Source organism: Heyndrickxia sp. MSNUG (assembly GCF_049532715.1).
In the GTDB taxonomy this organism is placed as follows: Bacteria; Bacillota; Bacilli; order Bacillales; family Cytobacillaceae; genus Mesobacillus.
The window spans coordinates 3317967-3343917 of record NZ_CP150978.1 but is presented as its reverse complement, the minus strand read 5'-3'; the positions used below and the strand labels follow the sequence as shown (position 1 = coordinate 3343917).

Below are 25951 nucleotides of genomic sequence, written 5' to 3'. Positions count from 1 at the left end.
ATATTATAATTGCAAGGTACATGGTTTCCATGTGTTTTGGTGTTAGTGTGTTGTGCTCGGAGGGAGGGAAAGAGAATGTCTAAAACTGTCGTTCGTAAAAACGAATCGCTTGAAGATGCTCTTCGACGCTTCAAACGTACTGTATCTAAATCAGGTACTATCCAAGAAGCTAGAAAGCGCGAATTCTACGAAAAACCTAGTGTAAAGCGTAAGAAAAAGTCTGAAGCTGCTAGAAAACGCAAGTTCTAAGAGAGGGTGGAATCAAATTGAGTCTGCTCGAGCGTTTAAATAATGATATGAAACAAGCGATGAAGAACAAAGAAAAGGACAGACTCACTACGATTCGGATGATCAAAGCCTCTTTGCAGAACGAAGCAATTAAGTTTGGCAAACAGGAGCTTTCCGAAGAAGAAGAGTTAACTGTACTTTCTCGTGAAGTGAAACAACGCAAAGATTCCCTCCAGGAATTTGAAAAGGCGGGTCGTGAAGACCTTGTTGAAAAGATACAAACAGAACTAAAGCATGTCGAGGTTTACATGCCACAGCAGCTTAGCGAAGAAGAAGTGACGGCAATCGTCAAGGACGCTATCGCAGAGACAGGTGCGGCATCAAAAGCCGATATGGGTAGAGTAATGGCTGTCATTATGCCTAAAGTAAAAGGTAAAGCAGACGGATCTCTCGTTAATAAACTTGTACAACAACACCTTTCATAAAAGCTCGAAGGCCGTAAGATTTTCTTACGGCCTTTTTAGCATACACTAAAAGGTTAGGATTACATATAAATGTTTGTCTAAGGTAACGACTATTTGATGCTTATTCATAAAAGGTAATTATAGTGCCATTTTAGTGCATAAAATATGAATAAGTTTGTCGATGCGGACTTTTTTAATGGCTGTTTTCTAAAAATTGTTTTTTTGAATGATAAGCAATAAGTATACGAAAAGAACCAGCATAATCAATAAAAACATACAAAACAACCTTGACTAAAACTGATAAAATTATGAAACCTTTCTGGATGCGGTTACGTAATACCAATATGGCCTTATTTTTGTGAATGGGGGTGCAAAATTGAAAATAAAATCAGTGATTGCCAGCCTGATCGTTATTTTGTCACTGGCCGGGCTGATCAAACCGTATACCGCAGATGCGAAAGAGAAAGTAGTTTACGTCGTACCTATTGAAGAAACGGTCGAAAAAGGATTGCTTGCCTTTTTGGAAAGAGCGGTGCATGAGGCAGAGGATGCAAACGCAGATGCCATCATTTTTGATGTGAATACTCCCGGCGGAGCTGTGGATGCTGCAGGTGGCATTGGCAAGCTTCTAACGGGCACAGAAGTGAAAACAATTGCATTTGTAAACAAGCAAGCCTTATCAGCAGGAGCTTACATTTCTCTAAACACTGACGAAATCTATATGGTTCCTGGTTCAACGATGGGATCTGCCGCCATAATCGACCAGCAGGGGAATACTGCAGGTAAAAAGGCTGAATCCTATTGGTTTGCTGCAATGAAGAGTGCAGCGGTCGAAAGCGGGCGCGATCCGATTTATGCTCAGGCTATGGCTGATGAAAGTATCGACCTGCCGGAGTTAGGTGCCGGCAAGGGGAAATTGCTCACATTGACTGCAGAACAGGCGCGAGAGGTTGGGTATTCTGAAGGGACTGTAAAAAATCTGGATGAATTATTAGATAAGCTAGGTTATGACAATGCTGAAATCAGGAATGTGAATGAAACGTTCGCTGAAAAGCTTGCAAGGTTTCTGACGCATCCGGTTGTCATCCCGATTTTGCTCACCATCGGCAGTCTGGGCCTTGTTCTGGAGCTTTACTCACCGGGATTTGGTTTGCCAGGTTTAGCTGGGCTTACATCGTTGCTATTATTTTTTTATGGTCATCTTGTCGCCGGTCTCGCTGGCTTTGAAACAGTGATTTTATTCGCATTGGGAATTGGGCTGATTCTGCTGGAGTTTTTCATTCCTGGTGGGATAGCAGGAGCAATCGGGTTTGTAGCCGTAATTGCCAGCTTTTTTATCGCTTCAGATAATATGGTCCATATGGGGATATCGATATTGATTGCCCTGAGTGCCTCTATACTTCTATCAATTCTAATGATAAGGGTGTTTGGAAAAAGGATGAAATTATTCAAGCGAATCATACTGACAGATTCAACGAGCACGGAAAAAGGATATGTTTCGAATAAGAATAGGCTGGAGCTTATTGGGGTTGAGGGGATCACTTTGACACCGCTGAGGCCGTCAGGAACAATATTGGTAGACGATGAGCGCATTGATGTTGTAAGTGAAGGCGCATTCATATCTAAGGGGACAAGAGTAAGGATTATAAAGACAGAAGGATCAAGGATTGTGGTCAGAGAAGTTAAAAATCCTGAATAAAGGCTCTTTCAATTCAGTGTCCCATTTTTCATGGTAAAAAGTTTAATCTGCTTTCGATGGAGTCAATAAAGCACAATGTTATTTATTTGCGAACGTTTAGTTGACATCATCTAATAAAAATTGAGGAGGCACAAAAATGATTGAAGCAGGAACAGCATTTGTTTTAATTGCAATCGTACTCGCGGTAATTCTACTCGGCGTATTACTGACATTTGTTCCAGTGATGCTCTGGATATCCGCATTAGCTGCTGGTGTAAGAGTCAGCATATTCACCTTGATCGGGATGAGGCTTAGAAGGGTAATTCCAAGCAGAGTTATCAATCCGATGATCAAAGCACACAAAGCGGGTCTGAACGTAACGACTAACCAGCTGGAGAGCCATTACCTTGCTGGTGGTAATGTTGACAGAGTAGTAAATGCCTTGATTGCGGCACATCGTGCTAACATTGAATTATCTTTTGAAAGAGCAGCAGCAATCGACCTTGCTGGGCGTGATGTCCTTGAGGCCGTGCAGATGAGCGTAAATCCGAAAGTGATCGAAACTCCTTTCATTGCCGGGGTTGCCATGGACGGGATTGAAGTTAAAGCGAAAGCTAGAATTACAGTAAGAGCAAACATTGACAGGCTTGTCGGGGGTGCTGGAGAAGAGACGATTGTTGCGCGTGTTGGTGAAGGGATCGTCTCCACGATTGGTTCATCTGATAACCACAAAAAAGTGCTGGAAAATCCAGACATGATTTCGCAAACGGTTCTTTCAAAAGGATTGGATGCGGGAACAGCATTTGAAATCTTATCCATTGATATTGCGGATGTAGATATCGGTAAAAATATTGGAGCAGAACTTCAGACAGAACAGGCAGAGGCTGACAAAAAAATTGCTCAGGCCAAAGCCGAAGAGCGCCGTGCTATGGCGGTGGCACAAGAGCAGGAAATGAAAGCGCGCGTTCAGGAAATGAGAGCAAAAGTGGTCGAAGCGGAAGCAACTGTACCGCTGGCTATGGCGGAAGCGCTTCGTGAAGGCAATATTGGTGTGATGGATTATATGAACATCCAGAACATTTCTGCTGACACGGATATGAGAGGCTCCATCGGTAAGCTTTCTGGCGGAAAGAAAGATGACAATAATAACAACTGACGAGAGAACCCGTTAAAAGAAAGGGGGGCTCCTCCTGGAAAGATTGTTTGATTTAATAGGTAACCCGTTTGTAATATTCGTCCTGATCGGCATTCTGTCGAGCCTTTTTAATAAAGCTAAAGGCAAAGGCCACAACAACCAGCCACCACGGCCAGTACGACCTGCCAGCAAGCCTGCGGGTATGGATGGTCCCGTAAAAGCACAACGTGAGTCTCGCCGTGAACCTCGTCCTGTCCAGAGCCGAGCAGCCAAGCCTCAACCGGATAAAACTGCGGGAGAGGCTGTGGAAGCAAGCAGCATTCAAAAAGTATATCAGGAAAGAAAGCGGCAGGCTGAAATGAGTGAGAGTAAGCCAAGAACTGCTGACAGAGGCAGATTGTCCACTGAGGATGCTGCTGTCAGTCCGCGTCATACTGGCGATAAAGAAGAGCCTGTACTGGATTTCCGGCCTGATCAAGACCGGCTGATAGAGGGTTTAATATGGGCAGAAGTGCTTGGCCAGCCGCGCGCTAAAAAGCCGTACAGCCCAGGAAGAAGAGATTAGACAGGTATTAAGGGCATGACCCAGCCGTACAAAAGTTCAGAGATCTTATAAACCTTTTATCTGCGCTATATAAGATGAACGCTGAAAAATTTCCATTGTTCGTCTGTTGCTGCCGCTCCTTAACGTTCGCAAGCGACAGCAGTTAAAAAGGAATGCTTCTATAAGTGAAAAATGGTGCTAGAACCTGCTTTTTTCTCATACATATGAGATGAAAGGGGGTTCTTTTTTTTATGGCAAAAAAATGGGGCCAGTATGTACGTAAATGGATGACACAGAAAATGGATCTTCCTCAAGATGTCATGATGGATCTCCCTAGAATCACGATGATTGGGCAAGTCCATATATATATTGAAAATCACCGGGGTCTGCTTGCGTTTTCCGATGGCGAAGTCCGGCTGCTCATAAAAAACGGACAGCTGCTGGTAAAGGGCAAAGCCTTTGTCATCAGGACCATTTTACCCGAGGAAATATTATTAGAAGGAAAAATCGATCAGGTGCAATATGTAACTGACTGATACGAGGGGGAGACCAATGAAAAATCAATGGATTCACATCTTTTCTGGCACGGTGAAGGTCAAGCTGACCGGAAAAGGCATTGAGAGATTTTTAAACCAGTTGACACGTAATGAGGTTTCCATTTGGAATGTGAGAAAGCATGGCTCAGAAACAGTTACCTTTTATGTGAACCTGCAGGATGTCAAGAAACTGAGGATTCCAGCAAGAGACAGCCAATGTAAAATCAGGTTTTTAGAAAGGGCTGGGGGCCCTTTCTTTTTAAGAAGATTATGGACAAACAGTGGTTTTTTACTTGGTGCCTGTTTGTTTTTTGCGTTAATCATGGTTCTTTCCAACATGGTTTGGGGAATAGAAATAAAAGGTGCAAGCCCTGCAACAGAACATCAGATTCGTAAGGAATTGGACAAGATGGGGATCAGTGTCGGCAAGCTGCAGTTTTCGATAGATAATGTAGAAAGTATTCAGAGAGTGTTAACAGATCAAATAGGAGCACTTACCTGGATTGGTGTGGAATTGAAGGGGACAACATACCATTTTCAAGTAGTCGAAAAGAGTGAGCCAAAGAAGGCGGAGGCTATCGGACCAAGGCATTTGGTAGCGAAAAGAAAAGCAGCAATTGTAAAAATTTTTGTAGAAAAAGGCGAACCTGTTGTAAAGGTGAATGATTATGTATTACCTGGACAGCTGTTGGTCTCAGGGGTTTATGGGAAAGAGGACGCTTTAAAATCTGTAGCAGCATCTGGAGAGATCCTTGGCGAGACATGGTATTCAACAAAGGTAGAATTGCCACTTAAAAGTACCTTTCAGGTTTTTAACGGTAATGAGAAGCGTAAATATGCGCTAAAAATAGCTGGAAAAGTTCTGCCGGTCTGGGGGTTTGGAAAGACAGAGTTCTCTGAATATGAAACGGAAGTGAACGAGAAGAGAGTGAAATTCTTTAAATGGAACCTTCCGCTTACTGTTGAAAAAAAGACACTAAGAGAACGTGAACAAGTGACGAGAATCTATACTAAACAAGAAGCGATCGAAAGTGCAAAAGAATTAGCAAGAAAAGATATAAAAAAACACCTTCCTGAAAATGCTATTATAAAAGGGGAAAAAATTTTACATCAATCATTCGAGAATGATAAAGTAAACCTAATAACTCATTTTACAATCATTGAAGATATAGCAGTAGGACAACCAATTATCCAAGGAGACTGAGAATGACAGAAGACTTAAAAACAATGGAAATACAACTTGCGAATTCAAATGAAGCAATTTCCTTATTCGGCAACGCGGATATGAATCTTAAGCTAATTGAACAGGAGCTTGGTGTCTCGATCGTCACCCGTGGGGAAACACTCGGAATCTCCGGGCCAGAGGATAAAGTGCAGCAGGCACAAGCCGTTTTGGTTAATCTTCTTGCCGTCATACGGAAAGGGATCAGCATTAGCCAGCGGGAAACGGTGTATGCAATCCAGATGGCTGAAAAGGGAACGCTTGAATATTTCAAGGATTTATTTGATGAAGAAATAAGCAAAAACGTTAAAGGAAAATCCATAAGGGTAAAAACCCTCGGCCAGCGGCATTATATCAATGCAATTAAAAGTCGGGACCTGGTCTTTGGCATTGGTCCTGCAGGTACTGGAAAAACATACCTGGCAGTAGTGATGGCTGTGAATGCACTCAAAAATGGGACTGTGTCAAAAATTATCCTGACAAGGCCAGCGGTAGAAGCAGGCGAAAGCCTGGGATTTCTCCCTGGGGATTTGAAGGAAAAAGTGGATCCATATCTTCGCCCATTATATGATGCGCTTCATGATATATTAGGAACAGAACATACATTGCGCTTGATTGAACGTGGAACAATCGAGATTGCACCACTTGCCTACATGCGTGGACGGACTCTTGACGATGCTTTTGTCATCCTGGATGAAGCCCAAAATACAACACAGGCACAAATGAAAATGTTCTTGACTCGTCTTGGTTTCGGTTCGAAAATGGTCATCACGGGTGATACGTCTCAAGTCGATTTGCCTAAAGGAGCCAAGTCTGGATTAGTCGCCGCTGAGAATATTTTGAAGGATGTTGCGGGAATTTCTTTTGTGCATCTTGAACAGGCAGACGTTGTACGTCATCCACTCGTTGGACGGATTATAGAAGCATACGGAAAATTTGAATAAACCACTGTCAGTCCGCTCTTGCTTTACAAGGCGGACTTTTAGTTATACATAGGGATGTAAATGGCCATAAATATGTCATGAATAGTCATATTCAATCGCGTATGAACCAACTTCATCCCCTATTGTCAAATGGAGATGAAAGTTAATGTAAAACCTGATATGATGGAACAGAAAGTTAGTTATTTTTCCCAGTAAACTCTGGTGGCTTCTGAAAAGCCATAGTAGGAGGGCTGTAAATGGATAAGCTGCAGATCCAGTTAACTGCTATACTGAACTTGTTGAATATAAAAATTTTCCGTGTTCTATTATTTTTGATTATTGGCATCGTTATGTATTCTGCCATGTACAGCAATGTAAAGCCTGAGAAACTAAACCTGGAGCTGTTCTCTGTTGCAGAGCAGACCATCAGGTCGCCTATTACAATCGAGGATAAAGAAAGTACAGAAAAAAGCCGCAGGGAAGCAGTTGAGCAGGTTAAAGATGTATATTCAGTCAAAAAGGAATATACCCAAAACCGGGTTGACCTGGTTACTTCTATTTTTGATTCTGTTAATGAAGTGAATGATGAGGCAGAGGAAAAAATAAACCAAAAGAAAAAAGATGCTTTGGACAATAATGAGGCAGAGGATACCGCCGCTAAAGAACCTACCACAAATGAAAAGCTTGCTGCGTTGAAAACTAAATTGACAGAAAGTGAAACAAGGAGTCTATCCGACCAAGTGTTCATTACTTTACTTCAGTCGGCGAATGAGGAGCTGGCAGTAGCGAAAGATTTAACTGTTACTGCGATCAATAAGGTTATGGATTCTCGGATTCCAGCGGATCAAGTTGAAAATGCAAAAAAACGTTTGGAAGAAGAACTAAAATATACAAGCTTAAACAGCGATTTAAAGGATGCAGTCATAGAGATGGGTCGTTATGCCGTTGTCCAGAACGAGTTTTACGATTCCGATGCGACTGAGGAATTGCGGCAGCAAGCTATGGATGGAGTAGAACCTGTCCGGATACTTGAGGGGCAAATCCTAGTGGATGAAGGGCAGTTAATCAGCAGGGACATTTATAAGAAACTTCAGCTTGTGGGACTGCTGGAAAGTGAAAATTCATACAAACCATTTATCGGCCTGGCCATGATTGTATCCCTCATTTTGTTTGCGTTTTATTTTATTTTTAATGAGATGGAAAACGCTGATAAAAAACAAAAGTACCTTTTAATTTTCAGTATTATTTTCATCACTTCTATACTTTTGATGAAATTAGTTAGCATTTTCGAGGAATTTGAATATTCAGAGGTTGGTTACATTTTTCCGGCGGCGATGGGGGCCATGCTGATTAAAATATTAATCAATGAGCGCTTGGCACTGTTCCAAACGGTCGTCTTGGCAATTTCAGGAACAATTATTTTCAATGAGGGCATTACCGGGACATTGAATGTAACAGTGGGTATCTATATTCTTGCGAGCGGGCTGGCGGCTATTTTGTTTTTGCAGAAACAAAATCAGCGCTCGAAAATTCTCCAGGCAGGATTATTTGTATCTGTTATCAATTTAATCATCATCGTTTCAAACATTTTTCTTAGGAACAGCCAATACTCGGGAATGGAATATGGCTTTTACTTAATAGCAGCCTTCCTATCTGGAATTACCTCAGCTGTTTTAACAATTGGCCTTTTGCCATTTTTCGAAGCTGGATTTGGCATACTGTCTACCTTGAGGATGATTGAGCTTTCCAATCCGAATCATCCGCTTTTGAGAAAAATCCTTACGGAAGCTCCAGGTACTTACCACCACAGCGTCATGGTTGCCAATCTTTCTGAAGCAGCTTGTGAGTCGATCGGGGCAAACGGGCTTCTGGCAAGGGTGGGATGCTACTACCATGATATTGGAAAAACAAAAAGGCCTCAGTTCTTTATTGAAAATCAAATAAACATGGATAATCCGCATGATAAGCTTCCAGCGTTAACAAGCAAAAACATTATCATTGCCCATGCGACTGATGGAGCTGAAATGCTCCGCAAGCATCGGATGCCGAAAGAAATTATTGATATCGCTGAGCAGCATCACGGAACAACTTTGTTAAAATTTTTTTACCACAAAGCAAAACAAAACGGGCATGATGTAAAGGAAGAGGATTTTCGATATCCAGGACCAAAGCCGCAAACAAAGGAGTCAGCAGTAATTGGAATTGCAGACAGTGTAGAAGCGGCTGTTCGGTCGCTTGCGCATCCTACCCACGAGCAAATCGAGACACTTGTGCGAAATATTATTGCTGACAGGCTCCAGGATGGGCAGCTAGGTGAATGTGACATAACGCTTAAAGAGCTTGATACAGTTGCTGATACACTATGTGAGACACTCAAGGGGATTTTCCATTCAAGGATCGAATATCCAGAAATGAATAAACAGAAGGTGAAGCAAGCATGAAACTAGAAATTGATTTCTTAGATGAATTAAATGAATTGGCACAGCAAGAGATAGAAGAAATTGAAAAATTGCTGAATTTTGCTGCTGATAAGGAGAATATTCAGGCAGGAAGTGAGCTTTCTGTAACATTTGTCTCGAATGAACGTATTCAGGAGATCAACAGGGAATATCGTGATAAAGATCAGCCGACCGATGTGATCTCCTTTGCTTTGGAGGAGATGGGAGAAGGGGAGATCGAGGTTGTAGGTGCAGACATACCTCGGGTTTTAGGGGATATCATTATTTCTGTTCCTAGAGCAAGAGAGCAGGCAGAAGAATATAATCATTCCTTCATGAGGGAACTCGGTTTTCTCTCTGTCCATGGATTCCTTCATTTGTTAGGGTATGATCATATGAACGAGCAAGACGAGAAAAGGATGTTTGACAGACAAAAAGAAATTCTCGATGGTTACGGGCTTGCACGCTAATAAACGGAAGAAAAATCGTTTGGTTTCTTCGTTCAGGTTTGGGTTTCAAGGAATTGCATCTGCAGCTTCCGGAGAACGGAATATGCAGATTCATATATGCATTTCTGTTCTCGTCATATTAGCTGGATTCGCATTCTCTATTACAAGATCAGAATGGATCGCAGTACTGCTCGCAATCGGAGGAATGATTGCTTTGGAGATGATGAATACCGCTGTTGAGCGGACTGTAGATTTGTATACTGATGAGTTTCACCCGCTTGCGAAGCAGGCAAAAGATATCTCTGCTGGAGCTGTCCTGATCTTTGCAATCATAAGTGTGATCATTGGAATGATCATCTTTCTGCCCAGGATTTTAGCCATAGTCCATTTATAGTTGTCCTGCAAAGGACAACTTTTTCTTTGAGTAGGAAATTATAAATTTTTTCAGGTGTGGATTACTCAACGCGGATTTGCTTAATCCAGCTCCAGCGCCTAGCCCCTCGAGTCGCTTGTCCAGTGTCGCCTCCTAGAAACTCCGAAACTTCAACTCCGCCGGCAGAAGCAAAAAACGCTTCTTTGTCGGAGTCTCCAGTTTCTGCGTTTCTGGGCAGTCGGCTATACATTTCGATTTCGGTCCGCCCAATGAAGTCAAAGAACGACTTCACTGGTCGGCTCTCCAGCGCTTGTCGGGGCTGACCAAGGCGCTTGCGCTTTTTGTTCTTTAGATTGATGATATTGTGTAAGCAAATGTTTCAATGAATTTGAAAACAAACAAAAACTTAAGTAAAATGACATAACAGTCTATAAAAACTGCGAGTTAGTTTTTAGAAAATTTAAAATTTTATATTTCAATTTTGCTACAAACGATGAAATCTCAGTTGAAATAGGGTAAAATTAAGTGGAGAAGGGAATTACAAAATGAATTTTAGCAATCAAAACAATCAATCACACAGATCTGGGTTTATCTCAATCATTGGCAGGCCGAATGTTGGTAAATCAACATTTCTTAATAGGGTAATTGGCCAAAAAATCGCTATTATGAGTGATAAGCCGCAAACGACACGAAACAAGGTTCAGGGCGTTCTTACTCTAGAAGATTCACAGTTGATTTTCATTGATACTCCAGGAATTCATAAGCCTAAGCATCGTCTGGGAGATTTCATGATGAAGGTGGCTCAAAATACTTTAAAAGAAGTCGACCTTATACTATTCATGGTCAATGCCCAGGAGGGTTACGGGCGCGGAGAGGAATTTATCATTGAAAAACTGCAAAATGTTAAAACTCCAGTATTCCTGGTCATTAATAAAATTGACTTAATTCATCCAGACAAACTTTTTGAACTAATCGATTCATATAAAGAGAAATTCAACTTTGCTGAAATTGTGCCTATTTCTGCTCTTGAAGGCAACAACATTGAAAAGCTGCTGGAGCAAATAAAAGAAAAAATGCCTGAAGGGCCACAGTTCTATCCTGCAGACCAGGTAACGGACCATCCTGAACGGTTCATTGTTTCAGAATTAATTAGAGAAAAAGCACTGCATTTGACCAGAGAAGAAATTCCCCATTCAACGGCTGTAGTCATTGAGAAGATGGAAAGACAGGCAGAAAAGGATATGGTCCATGTCATGGCAACGATCATTGTTGAACGAGATTCTCAAAAAGGAATCATTATTGGCAAGCAGGGAAGCATGCTGAAGGAAATTGGCAAAAGGGCGCGTCTGGATATTGAGAACCTGCTTGGGTCAAAGGTATTTCTTGAGTTATGGGTGAAGGTACAGAAGGATTGGAGAAATAAGGCTTCGCACTTGCGTGATTATGGTTTCCGAGAAGATGAGTATTAAGCTTGTTGGGCAAATGCTCCATCATTAACATATTAAAGATTATTGAAATTTATACACAAGATTGTTTTACAATTTTTTCGTAACATGAAAATCTGATTGACAGGCTATGATATTCATAAGGATTTGGGACAAAAATGCTAGTGAAAAATTGAAAGGTGGGGTTTTCGATGTTGGATTTTACCTGGAAGGTTTTTTCGCAAACAGGTAACATTGACACTTATCTTCTCTTTAAGGAATTAGAGAAGGACAATCAAGAAATACCCGGTTATCAGGAGGAAGAACTAGCACAAATTGATTTTCCAATCTCATAGGTTTGTCTGTAGTAATGGATGGTGACTGCTGATGCTGCAGAAATGTGAAGGCATCGTCATTAGAACAACAGATTATGGCGAAACAAACAAAATTGTAACTTTATATACCAGAGAATTCGGGAAAGTTGGTGTGATGGCAAGAGGTGCAAAAAAGCCTAATAGCAGGCTTGCTGCCGTCACCCAGCTTTTTACGTATGGTCAGTATCTGTTCCATGCAAGCACTGGGCTTGGAGGTCTGCAGCAGGGTGAAATGATTTCATCTATGAGAGCGATTCGTGAGGACATCTTCCTGACAGCACATGCCAGCTACATTTTAGATTTGACTGATAAAGTTACGGAGGATCGAAAGTCAAACCCGTTTTTATTTGAACTTTTACTCCAGACGCTTAATTATATGAATGAAGGTTATGACCTTGAAATCCTTACTAATATTTATGAAATGAAAATGCTGAATGTCCAGGGATTGTATCCTGTTTTAGACAGATGTGCCAATTGTGGCAGTACGGAAGGTGAATTTCATTTTTCCATCAAGGAAGGCGGCTTGATTTGCCATCGCTGCTTTGAACGAGATCCTTACCGGTTCAAAATAGCTACTGGTACAGTAAGGCTGCTCCGATTGTTTTATCTGCTTGACCTGAACCGCCTCGGAAATATTTCAGTCAAGCCTGAAACAAAGGCAGAGCTCAAAAAGGTCATTTCTGCTTATTATGATGAGTATTCTGGTCTTTACTTAAAAACGAGAAAATTCCTTGACCAGATGGATTCATTTAGGGACAGGCTATAACTATTGACATCATTACATGTTTTCGATATTATTCAAATTAAAATTACATATGTTGCTGAGAAGGAAAAGAGTACTTAATCGCTCTGTATTAGCGAGTCCGGGTTTGGTGTGAGCCGGATTGCAGAAAATTAAGGAAGGCATTCTGGAGCGACATTTTCTTAAAGAGGCTGCTTTTTGGCAGCAAATAGGGTGGAACCGCGGGTAACTCTCGTCCCTATGCATGAATGATGTGCATAGGGGGCGGGAGTTTTTTATTTTAAGCTGTGATAATGATTATTGTGATTTTTTTGGTCTCTGTTGATTGGAGCGAAAATCAATATTCTAGCTAACAAAGTAATTAATATAAAAGTTATATAATAATTCGGAGGTGTTCAGATGAATATTCAAAATATGATCCTTACATTACAAAAACACTGGTCTGAAAAAGGCTGCATCCTTATGCAGGCCTATGATGTCGAAAAGGGTGCTGGAACGATGAGCCCTTATACATTCCTGAGAGCGATTGGACCTGAACCGTGGAACGTGGCGTATGTTGAACCATCCCGCCGGCCTGCTGACGGCAGATATGGAGAAAACCCAAACAGGCTGTATCAGCATCACCAATTCCAGGTAATTATGAAGCCTTCTCCTGACAACATCCAGGAAATCTATCTAGAATCATTGAAGGCATTAGGAATTAATCCGCTAGAACATGATATTCGTTTTGTTGAGGATAACTGGGAGAACCCTTCCCTTGGCTGTGCTGGCCTTGGCTGGGAAGTCTGGCTTGATGGTATGGAAATTACCCAGTTCACTTACTTCCAGCAAGTAGGAGGATTAGATTGCAAACCAGTTTCAGTTGAAATCACATACGGAATCGAGAGGCTTGCCTCATACATCCAGGATAAAGAAAATGTATTTGATTTAGAGTGGACAAATGGTTTTACCGTAAGGGATATTTTCGGTCAGCCTGAGTATGAGCATTCGAAATATACCTTTGAGACTTCAGATCAAGAAATGCTTTTCAATCTTTTCAATATTTATGAAAAGGAAGCCCATCGTCAAATGGAAGCTGGACTTGTGCATCCTGCGTATGATTATGTCCTGAAATGCTCGCACGTTTTTAATCTCCTTGATGCACGCGGTGCTATTTCAGTAACCGAAAGAACGGGCTATATCGCTCGCTGCCGAAACTTGGCCAAAAAAGTAGCGAAGACGTTCTATGACGAAAGAGAAAAACTAGGTTTCCCAATCATTAAACGGAAGGAGCAGGTTGAAAATGACTAAGCGCAATCTTTTACTAGAAATTGGATTAGAAGAAATGCCTGCAAGATTTATTACTGATTCCATTAACCAGCTTGCTTCCAAAGTTGAGAACTGGCTAACAAACAACAATATTGGATTCGAGAGCATTAACTTATATTCAACACCACGCAGGCTCGCTGTCGTTGTCATGAATGTAGATGAGCGCCAGGAAGACAGCGTGGAGGAAGCGAAGGGTCCTGCAAGGAAAATTGCTCTTTCTGAAACAGGAGAGTGGTCAAAAGCGGCAATGGGCTTTACACGCGGGCAGGGAATGACGGTTGAAGATATTTTCTTCAAAGAAATCAATGGTGTTGAATATGCCCATGTTAGCAAATTCATAAAAGGTCAGGAAACCTCCGCTTTGCTTGTTGAATTACAACCGATCATCACGAGCATGTCATTTCCAAAGAATATGCGCTGGGCAGATTTAGATATGAGATACGTACGGCCAATAAAATGGCTGGTGGCGATGTTCGGCAGCGATGTAATTCCATTCGAAATTGCTGGAGTTCATACAGGGAAGGTCACGAGAGGTCATCGATTCCTTGGAGAAGATGAAGTAATGATAACAAGCCCTGAAGAATATGAAGAAACATTACTAGGACAGTATGTGGTCGCTGATGCCCAAAAACGAAAGGATGCCATCCTTTCACAACTTGAAAAAATCGAGGAAGAAAACAGCTGGACAATTCCTGTTGATGAAGATTTGCTCGAAGAGGTTAATAATCTGGTTGAATATCCGACTGCATTATACGGCCGATTTGAGGAAGAGTTCCTGGAAATCCCAAGTGAAGTACTTATTACTTCAATGAAGGAGCATCAGCGTTATTTCCCGGTAACTGAGGAAGGAAAATTGCTTCCTCATTTTGTAACCGTAAGGAATGGCGATCACCTTCATATCGAAAAAGTAGCACGTGGTAATGAAAAGGTTCTTAGAGCAAGATTGGCTGATGCTGCATTTTTCTATAAAGAAGATCAAAAACTGCAAATTGAAACTGCTTTGGATAAACTTAAGACGATTGTATACCATGAAGAAATCGGTACAATTGCTGAGAAATCTGAGCGTGTTCGTAAGCTTGTCAATTTAGTTGCAGACAGACTGGAGCTTGCTCCTGAAGTTATTAAGGCTGCTGATAGAGCTGCACAAATCAGTAAATTCGATCTAGTATCACAAATGGTATATGAGTTTCCAGAACTGCAAGGGTTTATGGGAGAGAAATACGCTCTACAAAAAGGTGAAAGCCCTGAAGTTGCTTCTGCGATCAATGAACACTATATGCCTAGGAATGCAGAAGATTCTGTACCAGGTACACCTGCTGGAGCGCTAGTGGCTATTGCTGATAAACTGGATACGATCATCTCTTTCTTTGCACTTGGTATTATCCCTAGCGGCTCCCAGGATCCATATGCTTTAAGAAGACAGGCAACAGGAATTGTCCAAACGTTAATTGAAAAACGATGGCCGATCTCAGTTGAAAACCTTGTTGGTCTATCCTTGAGTTTGATTTCTGAATCAGGAATTGCAAAACGGTCTGAAGAAGAAGTTTACCATGAATTAATACTGTTCTTTAAACTTCGCGTAAAGCACCTTCTGCAGGAACGCGGAATCCGTTATGATATCATCGACGCGGTACTAGGCGGGGAAATCGGAACCGTTTCTGAATTAGTTGAGAAAGCAGATGCATTGCAGTCAGCAAGCTCGGACGAAGGATTTAAGGAGAGTATGGAGGCATTAAGCAGGGTGCTTAATATCGCCAGCAAAAAAGAAGTTCTCGGTGACATCAACCCAGAGCTGTTTGAGAATGAGCATGAACAAAATCTTTATAATAAATATCTAGAGCTTGGCAGAAAGACGGAAAATGGTGTAGACGCTTCCGTGTATTATCAGCTGCTGGTTTCTTTAAAACCAGAAATCAATCAGTACTTTGATAATACAATGGTTATGTCCGATAATTTGGAAATCAAGGAGAATCGATTGAACCAGATGGCGGCATTGGCAGTCCTCATCATGAAGCTTGCCAAAGTCAACGATATTATTGTGAAGTAATCATCGAAGTGCCTTCCAGCTTAAGGAAGGCACTTCGAAAATAACAAAGCTGCCACTTCTTGACTCTATTCTAAATAATAACAAAATACTTACTTTCTATTTGGAATGAGTAGGATATAATGATTTTATAAAAGGTGTATCTCTTACAATTTCAAATCAAAGTAATGAATTACGCAAGTGGGCTTAATGGTCTTGTTTACCTTTAGTACAACTTGAATTTGAATTCTTAAAAGCCATAATAGCGTATTACATCAATATTACATAAAATTGCGGCTAATCAGCCAAATACTTCCGTTAGGTGGTGAGGACAATCGAACTGAATAAGCGCCAGGAACAGATCCTGCAGATCGTCAAGGATAATGGGCCAATCACAGGGGAACATATTGCCGACAGGTTGAATCTGACAAGGGCGACATTAAGGCCGGACCTTGCCATCCTGACAATGTCAGGCTATCTGGACGCCAGGCCGCGTGTAGGCTATTTTTATACTGGCAAAACAGGTACTCAGCTGCTTTCTGAGAACCTTAAGAAAATCCTTGTGAAAGAATATCAGTCAATCCCGATTGTAGTGCCTGAAAATGTTTCGGTCTATGATGCAATTTGTACAATGTTTCTGGAGGATGTTGGGACATTGTTTGTAGTGGATAAGGCTTCGAAGCTAGTAGGGGTTCTTTCTCGTAAGGATTTATTGAGAGCGAGCATTGGCAAACAAGAGCTGACCACCTTGCCAGTTAATATCATTATGACAAGGATGCCGAACATCACTGTTTGCCGCAGGGAAGATCTGCTTATTGATGCAGCTAAGGAATTAATTGAAAAGCAGATTGACGCACTTCCAATCATTAAAGATACCGATGAAGGATTTGAACTTGTCGGCAGATTGACGAAGACGAACATTACGAAGGCCTTTGTTGCCTTGGCAGAGGAATAAGAAGCAAATATTGAAGGGGCTGGATACAAAAATGAAAAAAATGCCAATAATTTATGTGGTTTCTGACTCTGTCGGCGAGACAGCTGAGCTTGTTACAAAAGCTGCTATCAGCCAATTTGAACATGCAGATATATCCTTAAAAAGATATCCTTATGTTGAGGATAAAGAACATATTGATGAAGTTGTCTCCCTCGCTAAGCAAGACGGCGGCATGATTGCTTATACTCTAGTGAAGCCGGAAATAAGTGAATATCTGATGGAGTCCTCCGCGAAAGAAGGAGTAAATGCATGTGACCTAATTGGCCCTTTGATGCAGCAAATACAGCTCCTTAGCGGGGAAACTCCGTTATATGAACCAGGATTGGTCAGGAAACTGGATGAAGATTACTTCAAAAAGGTTGAAGCTATTGAATTTGCCGTAAAATATGACGACGGTCGTGACCCAAGGGGAATCTTGAAGGCGGATATCGTTCTGGTTGGTGTTTCGAGGACTTCGAAAACACCTTTATCCCAATATCTTGCTCATAAGAGATATAAAGTGGCAAACGTTCCAATTGTTCCCGAGGTTGACCCTCCAGAAGAGCTATTCCTTGTTCCAAAGGAAAAATGTTTTGGGTTAAGAATTTCCCCAGATAAACTTAACCAGATCAGGAGAGAACGGTTGATTTCTCTTGGCCTTAATGACAAAGCTATTTATGCCAATATTGAACGGATTAAGGAAGAAATTGAATTTTTCGATGGTCTGGTTGAAAAAATTGGCTGTCCTGTCATTGATGTCACAAATAAGGCAGTTGAAGAAACAGCTAATGTAATTCTGAACATGGTCCGGAACAAAAAGATGGACGCTTAGCACATATAGATTCGCGTATGTGCTTTTCTTTTGGAATGTATTTGAACTGTGTTTTAAAATAATGTCTTCCATTAAGTGGTATTAGTTTGTAAATAGCCTGAAACTTCGAGAAAAAATAATGGCAAAATACCCTTTCTTATACTATAATAAAAAATTGTGATAAAAATGTATCTGTTTAGGTTTAGACTTGACAGATTACGAATAAACTATTTATTATCAGTTGTCAAGATATTGACCATGAAAAAATTCGACAAAATTCCCTTTTTAAAAAATATAGTCCCTAAGAAGGAAAATCCGGAGTGATGTAGAATTAATACTAGTGAAATCAACAATCAGACTCTTTTTGTTGATGCAGATTCATGCCCGGTCATTAAAGAAATTGTCGAAATTGCTTTGAAGTTTTCAATCGAAGTGATTTTTGTGGCTTCATATGCCCATATGAAGAATGATCTCCAAGGGCTAAACTGGGTATTTGTCGATTCACATAAGGAGGCTGCAGACCTTTATTTAATGAATCACGTAAAGAAAGGTGATTTTGCAGTGACGCAGGACATCGGTCTTGCCTCTACCCTTCTTGCGAAAGGGGTTTATGCCATCTCTCCAAGGGGAAACTTATTTGAAGAAAAAGGTATACAAACTGCGCTTGAATTAAGGCATCTTTCCGCTAAGGCAAGAAGGCGCGGATTCTACGGAAAAGGGCCGAAACCTTTTACCGAAAAAGACAGAGAAAAATTTATAAAGGAATTGAGCATGCTTTTGTCGAATTTTAAGATATGTTCAAGGAATCACAACTAATGAGGTCATGCATATGGCAGAGAGGATTGCCGAGGAAAAAGTAAATGAAATCCGGCAGGCGGTTGAAATAGTCGATGTCATTGGTGATTTTGTCCAGTTAAAAAAACAGGGCAGAAACTATTTTGGGCTCTGTCCATTTCATGGGGAAAACTCCCCTTCGTTTTCAGTCTCACCCGATAAGCAAATTTATCATTGCTTTGGTTGTGGTGCTGGCGGCAATGTTTTTTCATTTTTAATGGAGATGGAAGGTCTTTCCTTCCAGGAGGCCGCCTTAAAACTAGCAGAACGAGCAAATATCGAACTGCAGCTGGATGGTCCCTTAACTAATAAAGGGCCTCAATTGCCTGAAGGCTCTAAGCAGATGATTGAAGCTCACGATCTATTGCGTAAATTTTATCATCATTTGCTGGTAAATACAAAAGAAGGTCAGGATGCTCTGGAATACCTCCTTAACAGGGGCTTCACTCTGGAATCGATTGAACGGTTCCAGATTGGATATGCACTTCCATCCTGGGATTTTGTATCTAAGCTGCTTGAGAAACGTGGATTTTCACTGGCGTTAATTGAAAAAGCAGGATTAGTCATACAAAGAGAAAAAGATGGAACATATTTTGACAGGTTCAGGGACAGAATCATGTTTCCAATTGTGGACCATCAAGGAAATACAATTGCGTTTTCCGGGAGAACTCTAGGGGGCGAAGAACCCAAGTATTTAAATAGTCCCGAAACACAAATTTTTAACAAAAGCAAAGTTTTGTATAATTTTCATCTTGCGCGGCCTTCGATCCGGAAGCAGCAGCAAGCCGTGCTTTTCGAAGGGTTTGCCGATGTCATTTCCGCTAACCGGGCCGGTGTTGAAAATGGCGTAGCAACGATGGGTACTTCTCTCACTGAAGAGCATATTTCATTGTTGAAGAGAAATGTTCAAGCCGTTACGATTTGTTATGATTCGGACAAAGCAGGTATTGAAGCAGCCTATAGGGCTTCCAATATGCTGTCCAAGGCAGGTTTTACGGTAAAAGTCGCACTTATGCCAGATGGCATGGACCCCGACGATTTCATAAAGGTCCACGGCGAGGAAAAATTCAAAAACGATATAATTGGTTCGAGCGCTACCTTGATGGCATTTAAATTAATATATTATCGAAGAGGGAAAAACCTTCAGCATGAAGGAGATCGCCTTCAATATATCGAAGAAGTACTTAAAGAAATTAGTGCATTAGATAAAGCCGTTGAAAAAGATTTATATTTAAGGCAGGTTGCCAATGAGTTTTCGCTTTCACTAGAAGCACTTGTCCAGCAGCAAAACCAACTGGTGCAGGCAAGGAACCAAAAGACCCAAACACCTAAAGGGCAAGCCCAGCCGGAAAACAAGCCAGTGGCGTTCAGCCGAAAAGCGGAGCTTAAACCTGCATACCATACTGCTGAAAGGCGTTTGATTTCTCACATGATGAGAAGTGCCGATATTGCTTATAAGGTGCAGGATATGCTTCAAGGGAACACACTGAACATTGATGAACATCAGGCTATTATTACTTATTTATTTGCATACTATGAAAAAGGACATGACCCAGATCCAAGTGCGTTCTTAAATTACCTTCAGGATAATAAGCTAAAAAGGGTCGTTGCTGATATCGAGATGATGCCTCTTAACGAGGAAATCAGTGATCAGGAATTATCTGATTATATCAAGCAAGTGTTGAATTATCAAAAAATGTTAAAAATAAAGGAAAAATTGGCAGAACAAAAACAGGCAGAACGACAAAGTGACTTCTTGCGTGCAGCGTCTATCGCTGCAGAAATTATTAGTTTACGCAAGACTCTATAAATCCCGATGCTGATTGTTTTTGATTTTTGGAAGGAGGGGGACAAATGGCTGAAAAGTCGGCCCGTTCTAAAGAGGTCACAGAAAATGAAGTGACAGTGGAACAAGTTAAAGACCAGTTAACTGCACTGGGTAAAAAAACAGGTGTCCTTGCTTATGATGATATTGCTGAAAGGCTCTCAAGTTTTGAACTTGATTCAGACCAGATGGATGAATATTATGAGTTCCTTGGAGAGCAGGGAATTGAACTTGTTGGAGAAAGTGATGAATCAGAGGATCCAGATATAAAGCAGCTTTCCAAAGATGATGAAGAGTTCGATTTAAATGACCTTAGTGTCCCGCCAGGAGTCAAAATCAATGATCCTGTAAGGATGTACCTAAAAGAAATCGGGCGTGTGGATCTTTTGTCTGCAGAAGAAGAAATCAATCTTGCAGAACGAATCGAAGAAGGCGATGAAGAAGCTAAAAGGCGTCTTGCTGAAGCAAACCTTCGACTTGTAGTAAGTATAGCTAAGCGATATGTCGGCCGTGGAATGCTATTTCTTGATTTAATTCAGGAAGGAAATATGGGTTTAATCAAGGCGGTTGAAAAATTTGATTACCGTAAGGGTTTCAAATTCAGTACTTATGCTACTTGGTGGATCCGTCAGGCAATCACACGCGCTATCGCTGACCAGGCACGTACGATCAGAATTCCAGTTCATATGGTTGAAACAATCAATAAATTGATTCGTGTTCAAAGACAGCTTCTTCAGGATTTAGGCCGCGAACCAACTCCTGAAGAAATTGGTGAAGATATGGATCTTACGCCAGAAAAGGTACGTGAAATTTTAAAGATTGCCCAGGAACCTGTTTCCCTTGAAACACCAATCGGTGAAGAGGACGATTCACACCTTGGGGATTTCATTGAAGACCAGGATGCTACCTCTCCTTCAGAACACGCTGCGTATGAATTATTAAAGGAACAGCTTGAAGATGTCCTTGATACGCTCACAGACCGTGAAGAAAATGTTTTAAGACTAAGATTTGGTCTGGATGATGGCCGTACCCGCACACTTGAGGAAGTGGGCAAGGTATTTGGGGTTACACGCGAACGTATCCGTCAAATTGAAGCCAAAGCACTTCGCAAGTTAAGGCACCCAAGCCGAAGCAAACGTCTGAAAGACTTTTTAGAATAGGATTGCCAAGGAATAATTTACTTTTTAAAATAAAAGTAAATTATTCCTTTTTTTAAGGTTCATTTTGCTACTCATATCTTTATATAAGTAACTCATTGAAACGGCAATTTAATTAAGACAGGAAGTGCAATCGATGGACGATCAGCGCAAGAAAATCATTGTTAATGAAATTAACTATTGGAAACAAAACAGAATGCTGCCAGAACACTATTGTGATTTTCTTTTGAATCTATATACTGAGGGCATAACAGAAGCCGAACCAGCTTCTAAAAAGATCCAGTTTGAGCTGCCTAGAATCTTAACTGTTTTTTTACTTGGATTGTTATCGCTTTCAGTATTGTTATTTTATTTTACTGAATTATCTCTCATTTTGCAAATGACCATTATCATTCTTTTTGGAATAAGTTCCCTAATTTCAGGTATTTACTTAATCTCCAATTCATATTTAAAATTAATCCCATTGCTTGCCACCGCGCTGATTTTGTTGATCATTACAATTCAGGCTGCAGAAATTTCCTTTCCTGACAATACATACATACTTTATTTCGTGACCATCGCCAATTGTTTATTATGGGTCATTGCAGGTGTGAAATGGAAAATGATTTCATTTAAAATTTCCGGAATTGCTGGCATAATCATTCTGTTTATTACTATATTTATATAATTATTAAATGTTTAAAAGTTTTTAAATCTTGAGAATATTGTCTGTTCACCTTTATAATAAAAAATGTAAACGTATACAACAGCTTAAGGGGGATGGAAATGAATTTCGATTTAACATCTGAACAGGCAATGATTAAAAGGACGATTAGAGAGTTTTCTGAGGAAGAAGTAGCTCCTGGAGCAATTGAAAGAGATAAAACAAAACAGTTTCCGACAGAAATCTTCAAAAAACTTGGTGAGCTTGGAATGTTGGGGCTTCCATTTCCAGAAGAATACGGCGGGGCAGGAGCCGATACAGTAAGTTTCGCGATCGTAACAGAGGAGTTGAGCAGGGGATGTGCTTCTACTGGGATTTCTTACTCAGCACATATTTCTCTTGGCGGTGCTCCAATTAACCTATTTGGAACAGAGGAACAAAAGCAAAAGTATCTTGAGCCTATTTGTACAGGAGAATCTCTTGGTGCATTTGGATTGACAGAACCCAATGCAGGATCTGATGCTGGAGGCACACAGACGACAGCCAAAGTGGAAAATGGAGAGTATGTGATCAATGGAAGCAAATGTTTTATTACGAACGCGAGCTATGCAAAACATTTAGCATTGACTGCAATCACCGGGGACAATAATGGAATGAAAGAAATCAGTGCAATCATCGTTCCAACAAATGCTCCTGGTTTTACAGTAATTGATAACTATGAAAAAATGGGATTGAATGCATCAAATACAACCGAGCTAGTAATGGAAAACGTTCGAGTGCCGGTTGAAAACCTTCTAGGCAAAAAAGGGGAAGGCTTCAAGCAATTCCTGATTACCCTTGATGGGGGAAGAATCGGAATTGGAGCCATGGCAGTAGGTGTTGCCCAGGCTGCTTATGAAAAAGCGCTGCAATATTCTCAAGAAAGAAAACAATTTGGAAAGTCACTTTCTAAATTCCAGGCAATTCAATTCAAACTTGCTGATATGGCCATGAAAATTGAATTGGCCCGTAATATGGTTTACAAGGCAGCATGGCTGAAGGACCAAGGACGCCCATTCTCCAAAGAAGCATCAATGTGCAAGCTGTACGCTTCTGAAATCGCCATGGAAGTAGCTGATCAGGCTGTCCAGATCCATGGAGGTTATGGATATATGAGAGAGTATGAAGTGGAGCGCTATATGAGAGATGCAAAGCTGCTTGAAATCGGCGAAGGTACTTCCGAGGTACAAAGAATGGTCATCGCTAGGTTAATTGGCTGTTAGGTTGGAAATAGTAAAGATGAGTGATTGCGCAAAAACTTCATCATTTGATGGGGTTTTTTGTCTAATTTGTGAACAAGTGTGACAAAGTTTGCTTTTTTGCTTTTCCTGTAAACGTTTTTCAAGTAAAATAATAGTTGCTTGAAATTATTATTTAAAAGTGATGTTATACATAAGGGAGGGTATATGATGAATCGTAATCCAATCATTCCATTCGTATTGATCATGGTAATGGGTATCGGCTTAATGTTCCTGCTTTCTTTCAAAGGACTTGGAGATTCCGAAGACTTAGCGAAAGAAAAAGAAGGCGGCGGAAAGACTGAGGAGACTGCTGAAGTGAATCCTGAGGAGTTCTACAAGCAAACTTGCGCAGGATGCCACGGTCAACAGTATGAAGGTGGTGCTGGTCCTTCGTTAAAAGGTGTAGGCGGCAGATATTCTAAAGATGAAATCAAAGACATCATTACGAATGGTAAGGGCAACATGCCTCCAGGAATGGCAGCTGGTAAAGAAGAACAAATGGCTGAATTCCTTTCAAAAATGAAGTAATACCATGAAAGGCTCTTTGCAAAAGCAAAGGGCCTTTTAATTTAATCCAGGCATGATTGGACAAGGGGCAGGAGCATTTCATATACTAATAAAAGCAAAATACGATTTAGAAGGTGACTTGAATGAATGCTGAAAAGCTATCTAACCGGCTAGAAGCCGTTGCAAATAATATTCCTCAAGGTGCAAGGCTGGCTGATATTGGTTCCGACCATGCCTATTTGCCATGCAATGTAGTGAAAAAGGGAATTGTACCTGTAGCCATTGCAGGCGAGGTGGCAGAAGGACCATATCAATCTGCGCTTGAGCAGGTGCACTCTGAAAATCTTGCAGAAGAGATTTCTGTCCGTAAGGGTGACGGTCTTGACGTGATTCAACCTGGGGAGGTTGACTGCATTACCATTGCTGGTATGGGAGGAACGCTTATTTCAAATATTCTCGATCGTGGTAAAACAAAGCTTGATGGAGTGAATAGACTTGTTCTTCAGCCCAATGTCGGGAGTTTCTCAGTCCGCAGCTGGCTGATCGATAATGGATGGGTGTTAATGAAAGAAGAAATCCTTAAAGAAGATGGAAAAATATATGAGATTTTAGTTGCTGAAAGAGGAGAGCCTTTAAGGCCATATCAACATAAGAATCTAGAAGAAGGGATTTTGTTTGGCCCATTTTTAATGGGAGAGAAATCACTGATATTCAAAGAAAAATGGAACCAAGAAAAGAAAAACTGGGAACGGATCTTAAGCCAGCTTAATGATGCAGTACAAAATGAAGAAACAGCGAGCAAGAGAATCGAATTAAAAAGAAAGATCAGTATGGCAGAGGAGGTACTAAAGTGAAAAAAGTTAATGGACATGAGGTAATCCAGCTTTTTGAACAATTCTCTCCAAAAGCTTTCGCGATGGAAGGAGATAAAATTGGTCTTCAGATTGGAGCGCTGAACCAGCCCGTGCAAACTGTCCTGGTAGCTCTTGATGTGAACGAGGAAGTGGTAGATGAAGCAATTGCAAAAAATGCTAAATTAATTATCGCTCATCATCCACCAATTTTCAGGCCCCTGCAGAAAATTGCAACGGATACTCCAGCCGGAAGAATAATTGCAAAGCTTATCAAGCATGATATTGCTGTATATGCCGCCCATACAAACCTCGATGTTGCTGTGGGTGGTGTGAACGATTTGCTGGCTGAAGCGCTGGGATTACAAAATTCTGAAGTGTTAGTTCCAACGTATGAAGATTCACTGAAGAAGCTTGTGGTGTTTGTCCCTGCTGAGAATGCCGAACAGCTTAGGGAGGCTCTTGGAAATGCTGGGGCTGGTTCAATTGGCAACTATAGCTATTGTTCTTTTACTGTAGCCGGAGAGGGACGTTTCCTGCCAGGGGAATATACAAACCCCCATATAGGCGTAAAGGGAAAGCTTGAAGCAGTCAACGAGGTAAGGATTGAAACTATCTTCCCTCTCAGCATCGAAAAAAAGGTGCTCCAAGCTATGATCAAGGCACATCCCTATGAAGAGGTTGCATACGATGTTTACCGCATTGAAAATAAAGAAAGGACGCTAGGTCTGGGACGGATTGGTCATGTAGAACCAACCACTCTTGGCGAATTTGCAGCGCGCGTAAAAGAAGTGTTGGAAGTAGATACAGTCCGTGTAGTGGGCGACCTAAACTCCAAGGTGAAAAAAGTTGCTGTCCTGGGCGGAGATGGTAATAAGTATTACTCACAGGCCAAGTTCCGCGGTGCAGATGTTTATATAACAGGAGATATTTATTACCATACAGCACATGATGCCATGATGTCCGGTTTAAACATGATCGATCCAGGACACAACGTGGAAAAGGTAATGAAAAAAGGCGTAGCATCTGTTATGGAGAAGCTTTGCAGGGAGAAAGGTTATGAGGTGCAATTCATTCCATCAGAAATCGGGACAGATCCTTTTACATTTATTTAAATTAAAATCCATTGGCCTCTTGATCGTTTAAATCAGCTGCCATCTATACGATAAGAAAAAAGCAGCCTGACATCCAGGCTGCTTTTTATTGGTT

At 41.1% G+C, this 25951-nt stretch carries 27 protein-coding genes and 1 other annotated feature; of the genes, 26 read left to right on the top strand and 1 reads right to left on the bottom strand.

What is annotated here, in order from left to right; translation table 11 throughout:
* Positions 1–75 precede the first annotated feature (75 nt).
* The 11 genes from rpsU to AABM38_RS16840 all read left to right on the top strand — a co-directional run bounded on the left by rpsU (position 76) and on the right by AABM38_RS16840 (position 10011).
* On the top strand, positions 76–249 hold the full coding sequence (rpsU, locus tag AABM38_RS16890; RefSeq protein ID WP_015595024.1) for a 30S ribosomal protein S21: 174 nt from the start codon (positions 76–78) through the stop codon (positions 247–249).
* Between the two features lie 17 nt (positions 250–266).
* On the top strand, positions 267–713 hold the full coding sequence (locus AABM38_RS16885) for a GatB/YqeY domain-containing protein (RefSeq protein ID WP_423407444.1): 447 nt from the start codon (positions 267–269) through the stop codon (positions 711–713).
* A gap of 361 nt (positions 714–1074) precedes the next feature.
* On the top strand, positions 1075–2391 hold the full coding sequence (locus AABM38_RS16880) for an NfeD family protein (protein WP_423410779.1): 1317 nt from the start codon (positions 1075–1077) through the stop codon (positions 2389–2391).
* Positions 2392–2527: 136 nt separating this feature from the next.
* A complete protein-coding gene (gene floA, locus AABM38_RS16875; RefSeq protein ID WP_335377055.1) occupies positions 2528–3526 on the top strand; it encodes a flotillin-like protein FloA in 999 nt (332 codons plus the stop codon).
* Positions 3527–3569: 43 nt separating this feature from the next.
* Complete coding sequence (locus tag AABM38_RS16870; RefSeq protein WP_423407443.1) at positions 3570–4070, top strand: hypothetical protein; 501 nt, start codon at positions 3570–3572, stop codon at positions 4068–4070.
* A 230-nt stretch (positions 4071–4300) separates the two neighbouring features.
* On the top strand, positions 4301–4585 hold the full coding sequence (yqfC, locus tag AABM38_RS16865) for a sporulation protein YqfC (protein ID WP_335377053.1): 285 nt from the start codon (positions 4301–4303) through the stop codon (positions 4583–4585).
* Positions 4586–4601: 16 nt separating this feature from the next.
* Positions 4602–5789: a sporulation protein YqfD gene (yqfD, locus tag AABM38_RS16860; RefSeq protein WP_423407442.1), complete on the top strand. Its 1188-nt coding sequence runs from the start codon at positions 4602–4604 to the stop codon at positions 5787–5789.
* Between the two features lie 2 nt (positions 5790–5791).
* Positions 5792–6751 carry a PhoH family protein gene (locus AABM38_RS16855; protein WP_423407441.1) on the top strand — a complete coding sequence of 320 codons (960 nt, stop codon included), beginning with the start codon at positions 5792–5794 and terminating at the stop codon, positions 6749–6751.
* Between the two features lie 236 nt (positions 6752–6987).
* Positions 6988–9171, top strand: a complete 2184-nt coding sequence (locus AABM38_RS16850; RefSeq protein WP_423407440.1) for an HD family phosphohydrolase — start codon at positions 6988–6990, stop codon at positions 9169–9171.
* Entirely contained in the window at positions 9168–9638 is a 471-nt protein-coding gene (gene ybeY, locus AABM38_RS16845; RefSeq protein ID WP_423407439.1) for an rRNA maturation RNase YbeY, read from the top strand. Before AABM38_RS16850 ends, ybeY begins: the two co-directional genes overlap by 4 nt.
* Entirely contained in the window at positions 9616–10011 is a 396-nt protein-coding gene (locus AABM38_RS16840) for a diacylglycerol kinase family protein (protein WP_423407438.1), read from the top strand. Before ybeY ends, AABM38_RS16840 begins: the two co-directional genes overlap by 23 nt.
* A gap of 61 nt (positions 10012–10072) precedes the next feature.
* Here AABM38_RS16840 and AABM38_RS16835 read toward each other — a convergent pair whose 3' ends face one another.
* Complete coding sequence (locus tag AABM38_RS16835) at positions 10073–10282, bottom strand: hypothetical protein (RefSeq protein ID WP_423407437.1); 210 nt, start codon at positions 10280–10282, stop codon at positions 10073–10075.
* Positions 10283–10535: 253 nt separating this feature from the next.
* On the opposite strand from AABM38_RS16835, the gene era reads away from it, so the two are divergent.
* The 15 genes from era to AABM38_RS16760 all read left to right on the top strand — a co-directional run bounded on the left by era (position 10536) and on the right by AABM38_RS16760 (position 25857).
* Positions 10536–11459 carry a GTPase Era gene (gene era / locus AABM38_RS16830; RefSeq protein ID WP_423407436.1) on the top strand — a complete coding sequence of 308 codons (924 nt, stop codon included), beginning with the start codon at positions 10536–10538 and terminating at the stop codon, positions 11457–11459.
* A gap of 167 nt (positions 11460–11626) precedes the next feature.
* Positions 11627–11770 (top strand): YqzL family protein, encoded by a 144-nt coding sequence (locus tag AABM38_RS16825; RefSeq protein WP_207500038.1) that lies wholly within the window; start codon positions 11627–11629, stop codon positions 11768–11770.
* Positions 11771–11801: 31 nt separating this feature from the next.
* The gene (recO, locus tag AABM38_RS16820; protein WP_423407435.1) at positions 11802–12554 is read left to right on the top strand and encodes a DNA repair protein RecO; all 753 of its coding nucleotides are present in this window, start codon (positions 11802–11804) and stop codon (positions 12552–12554) included.
* 48 nt (positions 12555–12602) lie between these two features.
* Positions 12603–12773 (top strand) — a binding site (T-box leader).
* Positions 12774–12929: 156 nt separating this feature from the next.
* Positions 12930–13820, top strand: a complete 891-nt coding sequence (gene glyQ, locus AABM38_RS16815; protein WP_423407434.1) for a glycine--tRNA ligase subunit alpha — start codon at positions 12930–12932, stop codon at positions 13818–13820.
* Complete coding sequence (gene glyS, locus AABM38_RS16810; protein WP_423407433.1) at positions 13813–15885, top strand: glycine--tRNA ligase subunit beta; 2073 nt, start codon at positions 13813–13815, stop codon at positions 15883–15885. The genes glyQ and glyS overlap by 8 nt, the downstream gene beginning before the upstream one ends.
* A 301-nt stretch (positions 15886–16186) precedes the next feature.
* Entirely contained in the window at positions 16187–16816 is a 630-nt protein-coding gene (locus AABM38_RS16805; RefSeq protein ID WP_423407432.1) for a helix-turn-helix transcriptional regulator, read from the top strand.
* Positions 16817–16847: 31 nt separating this feature from the next.
* Entirely contained in the window at positions 16848–17666 is an 819-nt protein-coding gene (locus AABM38_RS16800; RefSeq protein ID WP_423407431.1) for a pyruvate, water dikinase regulatory protein, read from the top strand.
* Between the two features lie 324 nt (positions 17667–17990).
* On the top strand, positions 17991–18461 hold the full coding sequence (locus AABM38_RS16795) for a YaiI/YqxD family protein (protein WP_423410778.1): 471 nt from the start codon (positions 17991–17993) through the stop codon (positions 18459–18461).
* 13 nt (positions 18462–18474) lie between these two features.
* Positions 18475–20289 (top strand): DNA primase, encoded by a 1815-nt coding sequence (gene dnaG, locus AABM38_RS16790; protein WP_423407430.1) that lies wholly within the window; start codon positions 18475–18477, stop codon positions 20287–20289.
* 44 nt (positions 20290–20333) lie between these two features.
* Complete coding sequence (rpoD, locus tag AABM38_RS16785; protein ID WP_335377041.1) at positions 20334–21464, top strand: RNA polymerase sigma factor RpoD; 1131 nt, start codon at positions 20334–20336, stop codon at positions 21462–21464.
* 133 nt (positions 21465–21597) lie between these two features.
* Complete coding sequence (locus tag AABM38_RS16780) at positions 21598–22128, top strand: hypothetical protein (RefSeq protein WP_423407429.1); 531 nt, start codon at positions 21598–21600, stop codon at positions 22126–22128.
* A gap of 98 nt (positions 22129–22226) precedes the next feature.
* Complete coding sequence (locus tag AABM38_RS16775) at positions 22227–23366, top strand: acyl-CoA dehydrogenase family protein (RefSeq protein WP_423407428.1); 1140 nt, start codon at positions 22227–22229, stop codon at positions 23364–23366.
* A 186-nt stretch (positions 23367–23552) separates the two neighbouring features.
* On the top strand, positions 23553–23912 hold the full coding sequence (gene cccA, locus AABM38_RS16770; protein ID WP_423410777.1) for a cytochrome c550: 360 nt from the start codon (positions 23553–23555) through the stop codon (positions 23910–23912).
* A gap of 122 nt (positions 23913–24034) precedes the next feature.
* The gene (locus AABM38_RS16765; RefSeq protein WP_423407427.1) at positions 24035–24745 is read left to right on the top strand and encodes a tRNA (adenine(22)-N(1))-methyltransferase; all 711 of its coding nucleotides are present in this window, start codon (positions 24035–24037) and stop codon (positions 24743–24745) included.
* Positions 24742–25857, top strand: coding sequence for a Nif3-like dinuclear metal center hexameric protein (locus AABM38_RS16760; RefSeq protein ID WP_423407426.1), 1116 nt, complete (start codon positions 24742–24744; stop codon positions 25855–25857). Before AABM38_RS16765 ends, AABM38_RS16760 begins: the two co-directional genes overlap by 4 nt.
* The last annotated feature ends 94 nt before the right edge of the window (positions 25858–25951 follow it).